This window comes from Lysinibacillus parviboronicapiens, assembly GCF_003049575.1.
In the GTDB taxonomy this organism is placed as follows: Bacteria; Bacillota; Bacilli; order Bacillales_A; family Planococcaceae; genus Lysinibacillus; species Lysinibacillus parviboronicapiens.
Genome location: NZ_PYWI01000059.1, coordinates 1 through 8,295, shown reverse-complemented (window position 1 = coordinate 8,295; position 8,295 = coordinate 1). Strand labels below are relative to the sequence as shown.

9 protein-coding genes and 1 pseudogene are annotated in these 8,295 nt (G+C 34.9%); 8 read left to right on the top strand and 2 right to left on the bottom strand.

What is annotated here, in order from left to right:
- Positions 1–521: 521 nt before the first annotated feature.
- The 3 genes from C9J35_RS23850 to C9J35_RS22550 all read left to right on the top strand — a co-directional run bounded on the left by C9J35_RS23850 (position 522) and on the right by C9J35_RS22550 (position 1,967).
- On the top strand, positions 522–680 hold the full coding sequence (locus tag C9J35_RS23850; protein WP_167396047.1) for a hypothetical protein: 159 nt from the start codon (positions 522–524) through the stop codon (positions 678–680).
- Positions 681–934: 254 nt separating this feature from the next.
- Complete coding sequence (locus C9J35_RS22555; protein WP_054770008.1) at positions 935–1,342, top strand: hypothetical protein; 408 nt, start codon at positions 935–937, stop codon at positions 1,340–1,342.
- On the top strand, positions 1,329–1,967 hold the full coding sequence (locus C9J35_RS22550; protein WP_107927076.1) for an O-methyltransferase: 639 nt from the start codon (positions 1,329–1,331) through the stop codon (positions 1,965–1,967). Before C9J35_RS22555 ends, C9J35_RS22550 begins: the two co-directional genes overlap by 14 nt.
- Before the next feature lie 608 nt (positions 1,968–2,575).
- On the opposite strand, the gene C9J35_RS22545 is transcribed toward C9J35_RS22550, so the two are convergent.
- Entirely contained in the window at positions 2,576–2,680 is a 105-nt protein-coding gene (locus C9J35_RS22545; RefSeq protein ID WP_107927074.1) for a YjcZ family sporulation protein, read from the bottom strand.
- A 378-nt stretch (positions 2,681–3,058) separates the two neighbouring features.
- Between C9J35_RS22545 and C9J35_RS22540 the strand changes: the two genes are divergently transcribed.
- The 5 genes and pseudogenes from C9J35_RS22540 to C9J35_RS24435 form a co-directional block, all read left to right on the top strand.
- The gene (locus tag C9J35_RS22540; RefSeq protein WP_107927071.1) at positions 3,059–3,574 is read left to right on the top strand and encodes a MarR family winged helix-turn-helix transcriptional regulator; all 516 of its coding nucleotides are present in this window, start codon (positions 3,059–3,061) and stop codon (positions 3,572–3,574) included.
- Entirely contained in the window at positions 3,571–4,041 is a 471-nt protein-coding gene (locus C9J35_RS22535; protein ID WP_107927069.1) for a glutathione peroxidase, read from the top strand. Before C9J35_RS22540 ends, C9J35_RS22535 begins: the two co-directional genes overlap by 4 nt.
- Positions 4,042–4,619: 578 nt before the next feature.
- On the top strand, positions 4,620–4,928 hold the full coding sequence (locus C9J35_RS22530) for a hypothetical protein (protein WP_054770006.1): 309 nt from the start codon (positions 4,620–4,622) through the stop codon (positions 4,926–4,928).
- A 710-nt stretch (positions 4,929–5,638) separates the two neighbouring features.
- Positions 5,639–7,303, top strand: coding sequence for a methyl-accepting chemotaxis protein (locus C9J35_RS22525; RefSeq protein ID WP_107927067.1), 1,665 nt, complete (start codon positions 5,639–5,641; stop codon positions 7,301–7,303).
- A 356-nt stretch (positions 7,304–7,659) separates the two neighbouring features.
- Positions 7,660–7,752: pseudogene (locus tag C9J35_RS24435) on the top strand (IS3 family transposase); the annotation flags it as partial.
- A gap of 47 nt (positions 7,753–7,799) precedes the next feature.
- Here C9J35_RS24435 and C9J35_RS25205 read toward each other — a convergent pair.
- The coding region (locus C9J35_RS25205) for a hypothetical protein (protein WP_167396046.1) at positions 7,800–8,295 on the bottom strand (496 nt) is incomplete at its 5' end.

The window sequence follows — 8,295 nt, the reverse complement described above, 5'->3', positions numbered from 1 at the left end:
TCGCTCGTCGGCAGCGTCAGATGTGTATAAGAGACAGGAGTTTCACTGTATCCCGCAATAACGGTCAGTAAGACGCTAAGGTGGAGAAATAACTGACCGTAAAAGCCCGATTGGTTCAACTACCAATCAGAAGAGCACTGATTGGAGTTTCACTGTATCCCGATTAACGGTCAGTAAGGCATCACCTATGGACGACCAACTGACCGTAAAAGCCCGATTGGTTCAACTACCAATCAAAAGAGCACTGATTGGAGTTTCACTGTATCCCGCAATAACGGTCAGTAAGACGCTCACGGTAGAGAATTAACTGATCGTAGAAGCCCGATTGGTTCAACTACCAATCAGAAGAGCACTGATTGAATTTTCACTGTATACGTTTAGCGGGGCAAAGGAGCGGGTAAAAAACCATTACGATTGACCACAGAAATGGTCTACATCGTATTTATCCCGAGGTGCTGCGCAAAAAGCAGTTAAAATCTACGAACCCGGAAATAACAACCGCAACAAAGGAGAAAGATAACATGTCAATTACAAGTACAGCAAAAGAGGATTTAAAAGCACTATTTAAAGAAGCTAAAACAAGAGGGATTTTAAAAATCGATCATAGCGATCGAGTAGACCGCATGAGTGATGGTGATGCACTCGATTTGCTTATTTCGATGGTAAAACGAACTTTATAAAATATCAGTTACTCAACCATACAAACGATAATTAAATTAAAAAATGACCAAGATAGCAAAGAGCTATTTAGGTCATTTTTGCTTATTATTTGACTCATTGGAGGGTGAATGTAGTATTTTGGTGACGCAATATAACTTTGGTGACAAAAAAATTATGTGGTAGCTACATTTTTGAATTTGACAATATGTATATGTTTGTATACAATACGAATGTGATAAAGTGTATACATATGTATACAAAGGAGGAGTTTATTTTGAGAGATGAAAGATTTAAGGAATTTAAACGTGGTGAGCGACATGAGGGAAGAGAAGGCTCACATCAACGAGGTGGGCGACACAAAGGACGAGAAGGTTCGCATCAACGTGGACCGAAAACCTTTCGCAGAGGGAGAGCAATTGCCTTTTTAGAAATGATGAATCTGAAGCGTTCGACTATTAAGCAACAATTAGAGTTACCGGAGTTTCAATCTATTCAAGCGATTTTAGTTGGTGAATTAAAAGCAATTGATATGATTATCAACGAATTTACGCAATTATTCGAAATACATGAAAGTGAAGCAATGGATACGTCCGATGAAAATGTAGTGACAGATTCTGAGTTGAACAATGAAAAGTCATTAGAAAATGGTATGGAGGATACTAAAATTAATGAAACAAATTAATCGTTATATCGATTCATTATTTCAAAATCAAGATATCCTTTTAGAAGATGTTATAGCGTCCATTGAAGCAAACGGGATGCCCTCTATCTCGGTGTCTCCATCCTCTGGAAAACTATTAACGATGCTTACATCAATTTCAGGGGCTAAAAATATACTTGAAATAGGCGCTCTTGGAGGTTATAGCGGAATATGTCTTGCTAGAGGGTTTGGTAGCGATGGGAAATTAACTTCTCTTGAATTAGAAGAGAGATATGCACAGCTTGCATACAACAATTTATCGAAAGCCGGTTTTGCCAATCAAGTATCATATCTAAATGGGCCAGCTTTACAGAGTCTTGAAAAACTAATTAAGGAAAATCAGCAATTTGATTTATTCTTTATCGATGCGGATAAAGATAATTATGAAAATTATTTAAATTGCTGTATTCGACTTGCAAATCCGGGGGCCTTGATAGTGACTGATAATGTACTTGCTAACGGTAGTGTCGCAGACTCCAATGTTCAACCAAAACGATATACTGAAATAATGAAAAAATTCAATGAAATTGTCGCCAATCATCCTCAACTAGAATCTGTGATAGTTCCAATCGGTGATGGGATGACGCTTTCAAAAGTGAAGAAATAAAAGGCATTTAGCGACTATGGAATTTTGTGCAAGCAAACTCGATGCACATGCTTATATGCCGATAGACGGATAGAATCCTCGAAATGATGGATAGAACACTTAAACTGATGGATAGAATCCTCGAACTGACGGATAGAACGCTTAAACTGATAGATAGACCACATGAGAAGGAAATATGAAAAGGGTCACTTTCCTATCTAAAGTGACCCAAACCAACAAATCAGGGATGTAAGGCTAATTTAGCTTTACACTACTATTACTATGATGTAATTGCTATCTTTGTATAGTTTATTGCCCGAGAAATAGATTTTAAATAAATGTTTATACAAACACTGTAACTAAGCAGTAAAAGCTATATAAAATTGTTGGTTGTCGAATGATTCAGGCTAAAAAATTGTCAGGTTAGGTCAATCGACAACTTAATATTTGCAAAGGGGAAGATTGTCCAATGGGTTGGTGCAATAATTAATGTTTAGTTCTTACCAGTTGGTGGTTCTGATTGGCAAGAAAATATGAAAAGGGTCACTTATAGAAAGTGACCCTTAAAATCTATCATTAATCGGCAAACCAGATTACTAATACGTGATGGCTAGTAAAAGAGGTTTACGTTAATAGATGAAACTTGCGCCAACAATAATTAGCAGAATAAATAGCACAACGATTAAAACGAATGATGAACCGCCGTAGCTGTTGCCATAACCTTCATTTCCCATAATATCTCCCTCCTTTCTACAATCTATAATATGTATAGATGTAAAAATGAGAGACGGTGTTAATCATAAACAATGAATTAATTTTAGTAAAAAAATTTAAACGTTAAAATAGTTACATATGTTTAACAAAAGATAAAAAAAGGGTCACTTGGGTGAAAGTGACCCTAGTAACAAGTTTCGGAGGTGCAAAGCTAGATTAGCTTTACACTACTATTATTATGTGGAGTTAGGTATGTTTGTATAGTTCTTTGCCTGCGACTGGCCAATTTAAAATAAATAAAGGTAGATCCAGTACAAAAATAAGCACAATATTTTTATGATGTCGATGGAGTAGCCAAAAGGTTACTTCTTTTTTTTATAAAATGAAGGAGCTATCTCTTGAAAATACATCGTGTACGATATAAAATGATCGTATACGATATATTTAGGGAGGTGAGTTTAAACATTAAAGCATTATTACTAGAGAATCAGTTATGTTTCGCGGTTTATACAGCCGCTAATCAATTTACAAAATTGTATCGCCAAGTATTGGAACCATTTGATTTGACTTACCCGCAGTATTTGGTATTACTCGCATTGTGGGAACAAGATAATCTTGTCGTAAAGCAAATTAGCGAAAAATTGAGTTTAGGCATAGGTACTTTAAATCCGATATTAAATAAGCTTGTTGATAAAGGTTGGGTCAAGAAAAAAACTTCTTCAATTGATAAACGAGCCGTTGTCATTTCGTTGACAGAGAAGGCAAGCTTGATGGAAACATCGATTACAGAAAAGCTCGTTGAAAAAATGACGCATTGTGATGCATTAACTGAAATTGATGGAGATTTAAGAGCACAGTTACAAAATTTAAACGTGATATTATCTCAATTGATTGATATGGAGGAAAAAAGATGAGTATTTATGATATCAAAGTAAAATTAGAAGATGGTTCAGAATATAGTTTAGAGCAATATAAAGGTAAGGCGTTGCTCATTGTGAATACAGCCACAAAATGTGGGTTTACACCACAATTTGAGGACTTAGAAGAATTATACAAAACATATCAAGCACAAGGATTTGAGGTACTAGGATTCCCTTCAGATCAGTTTAAACAAGAGGTAGATTCAGCCACAGAGGCGGCAGAAGCCTGCCGTTTAACATATGGGGTTACATTCCCAATGCATGAAATTGTAAAGGTCAATGGTAAAGAAGCACACCCACTTTTTGAGCATTTAACAACGCATTCAAAGGGATTTCTAGGAAGAAGCGTTAAGTGGAACTTTACAAAGTTTTTAGTAAATCGAAACGGTGAAGTTGTATCTCGCTTTGCTTCAACTGATAAACCTAAAAGCTTCGAGGACGAAATTAAAAAAGTTTTATAATTACGTGTGCAAAAAGAACACATAAAATACGGTCCCAAAGACATGCAGTGTAGTAACTGGATGTCTTTCTAGTATTTATCTTTTATAGTATTAGCAGGTGAGGAGACGACAAGCGACTATTGCTAATAGGCAATGTGTTTGAATAATATTCGATGTCGATGTATTATCAATGACCATGTATTATGATTTACAATATTTGTATCTGTATTTTTTTTAAGATTTATAAAGTCTTTATTAAAATACATAAAGAGTCACATCTAACCAGATGTGGCTTTTTGTTATGCATTTAATAACTATGTGCGGAAGATGACAAATGATTTAGGAAGAACGCATACATGAATTCTCGATTACCTTAGACGACACAGTTGATGGATACAGTAATGGCAAATAACCATTGCAGTGTGAAAACATTACGAAAGCCGACTGTGCAAGGCTGTTGGTCGTAAGCACAAGGAAGTGAACATTCAGCACATTTAATAAGTAAAGATTATCATATCTACATGGTCTATAAGCAATTTATGTAGGAACGTTTGCAAGCAACGAAAGCACCAAGTTTATCAATGAAGTGAGGTGGTAATATGCAATTTACAGATGGTACATGGACATTTGAAACAGAAGAGATTGAAGCAGCTGTCATGAATCCTCAACGAGAAGGGGAGGAGCGGGACATGCTGAATGCATTTGCTCGCTATGCTTACTATCGATACAAGCAGATAAGAGATTGTGTAAATCCTCGTAAGTGTAAATACATGTGGATTGATAAAGTACGTGAACAATTAAAATCACCGGCTAAAGTACGGAGAGTATGTACTTTATTAAACATTACAGAAGAGGAAGTACATTACATTGTAGCTTTTGTTAAAAAGTATTTAAAGTATGTAAAATAATCCGCTAGTTAAAAAATGGAAAGAACTCATATTGTCGAAAGTTTGACAATATGAGTTCTACTTTTTTATGTGCCTGTTTTACATGGTGTTTTTTCATTGAGAGTCTTGCAATTGGCTGAGCCATTAAAAGATCAATCCAAATGCTATAGCAAAATTTCTTAGTCAAAGCTACAGGAAGTTTAAAATGGTACTAGACTAATCCGTTTCGTACCAGTAATATTCAATAGAACTCTAAAAGTAAAATCAACTGTTTGTCCGATGAAAACGGGTATCCCTGTTCTTACAAGTGGCCCTACATATTAATACTAATAAAATAACCATTACCTACATAATCAGAAGAATCTAAATGTATCTAAATAGATTTCTTTATTAAAGCCATGTTCCAGTCCAATAATGATAGGGGCAATGATCACATCTAACGAGGTGCATCTTTTCTAATGTTGCAGGGATTATTCCGAAAAACTTTTGTTATTTATAATTTTTAAAATGGGTATAATTGTTTATTTTATAATTTTGATAAGTGTTACATTAAGACTATAATATTCTGTTTTATTTACATTTTTAGGTATTGCAACCCGGCTGTTTTGTATTGACATGGTAGTTCTTATGGATAATAATAGATAATAGATATCAGTATTTGTTATTTTTTTTAGGTATAAAGAATTAACATGTGTCAATGAATATAATGGCTTTGGAAAGGGGAAATTTAGATGATAGGTAAAAGTATAAAGCGAAAATTATTGTTTTTTACATTAGGTTTACTGTTATTGTCATCTGTACTTAATGCCGTATTAGGTGTGTGGATAGTTGGTAAAAATAGTCGAGAAGTTCTAATTGAAAAAGCCCATGAACAGGTTTTTGAAATGGCAAAGCAAGTGGAAATGATATTAAATGCAGAGAGCGATCCCATTTCATCTCTGCAAGAATATGTGCAACTAAAGGAAGAACAAGATAATGTAACGTATGCTATTATTATTGATACTAATGTTCAAGCGGTGGCACATAGTGACAAAGAAAAATTAGGAAAAGTATATGAAGACGACTACACGATAGATGGTGCTAAAAACGGCAAGAAACAATTTACAAGATGGTATGCTGAAGTGCAAGGTATATGGACGTATGACATTATGGAGCCAATATATAAAGATGGCGAGCTTTATGGAGTTATTGACATTGGGGTGCCTGAAAGCGGCATTAAATCCATAATAAATACTGTACTAATTTATCAGATTATTATAGGCGTCGTAAGTTTTTTAATTATAGGTGCTTTAATGTGGTGGATTATTGGTCGTATTGTTGCAGCTATTAAAAATCTTGAAAACGTCATTCATCAAACCGCAAGCTTAGATTTTACGGATAGTCCAGAATTAGAGAGTTTATTAAATCGACAGGACGAAATCGGACTTATGTCAAAAGGCATTTCAGGCATGAGGACGGCATTAAAGGATGTTACCGTTAATATACAAAATACCAGTTTCGAGTTATCAGATTCCTCAAAGATTTTAATGCAAATCTCAGATGATACGGTACGTACAACGGATGAAATTAGCTCAGCCATTAATGAAATAGCAAAAGCAACAGAAGATCAGGCTAATGATACAGAAAAAGGTGCGGAACAATTAAATCAACTTTCTGAAAACATTGATTGTGTTATTGAGCACACAGAAAAGATAGCGTCCATGACGGCGGATATTGATAAATTAAGTAGTCAAGGTGTGGAAACCGTTAACCAACTCTCTATCTGGTCAGAAAAGAATCGCGTGTCTTCACAACAGGTAAGTAGCATCGTGCAAGAAGTAGATAAAACTTCATCTGACATATCAAGTATTATTAATACGATTACAGAAATCTCTACTCAAACGAATTTATTAGCATTAAATGCATCTATAGAGTCAGCTCGTGTAGGTGAAGCAGGAAAAGGTTTCGCAGTTGTTGCGGATGAAATTCGAAAATTATCTGAACAGACTTCTAATGCTACTGAAGATATTAAAAACAAAATCACGGCTATTCAAGACATTTCTAAAAGTGCTGTGCAGGAAATTGGTACGAGCCTAAGCATTGTCGAGCAAAATGCTAAAGCTACTGAAAATACGAGTGAAATATTTAATACCATAAAGACAGCTCTTGATCAAACAAGTAAAGTGGCACAAGAGGTGAAACAGTTATCTGATGAGATGAATGAGCGCAAAGAGCAAATCATTAGTGCTGTTCAAAACATTGCTGCTTCTGCAGTAGAAACCTCTGCTGGCACAGAACAAGTTTCCGCTTCGGCACATGAACAGCTAAAAAATATCGAAACTGTTTCAGAAAAAGCAAACACCCTATATACAATTGCCGATAATTTAAGTAAAGAAATGAAGAAATTCACTATTTAATATTAGCAAAAAAGTAATAGCCAACAGCAATCGTAGAGAAATCTATTTATTGAACAGAGCATTACGCAATGCTATTGTGATAATTCATTTATTCATATAAGCTTCTATAATATTTACTGAGTCACATCAACTAGATGTGGCTTTTTTTAGCATTTCATGAGAGGTCGTGCTGATAAATTTACACATCAAAAGGGGGCTGATTTCGGCAGAAACAGCCACAACGTCGTCACACCTACAGCTTCTCGCGCGAAAGCTATTGATATGGAATACACGAGATGAGGCATTATGCTTCGTTTCCATTTATTTGGTTTGCCTCAAGAACGCTGGAATTGAAAACGTCTTCGTCGGGACCTTGAACAATAATTGAATACCACAATCACAAATGGAGTAAGGAGAAAATAAAAGGATTAAGTCCGGTACAATACCGAACTCAATCCTTCAAAGTTGCTAAATTAGCTTCACTTCACATATATTATTTTGATCTTTGTTTAAACTTTTATTTGATAGGTATTCGAAGTCCTACGAATGAAGCGATAGTTAAAATAGAAGTAATAGCCCCTAATATAGCATTCAATTTCTCTAATGGTTTTTTAGCTTTCTCTTTATCACCATTTTCTAAATGAGTTTGAAGTAATTCAAAATTGGCTTCTGCAATATCTCGTTGTTCATCTGATAGGCGTTGAATATCTTCGTGAAGTAGCTTCAAAGCATTCATAATATCATCTGAATGACCAGCTATCCCTTGGTTTAGGGTACCATTGTTTTCAATCGTTATATTACCTTTGTTTTCTCCAAAAGTTAAACCACCATATTTACTAGATTCGCTCATATAACCATCTCCTAAAATTATAGTTAAACTCCCAAGCTTTGATACTAAATCTAATAATTGACCAGAATTTTCTTTTTCTAAGTTATTGATAATGTCTCTTAAACTCTCTGGTTTATTTTGCTGTTTTAAACCAACATAATGCGCCTGTCTCTTATACACATCT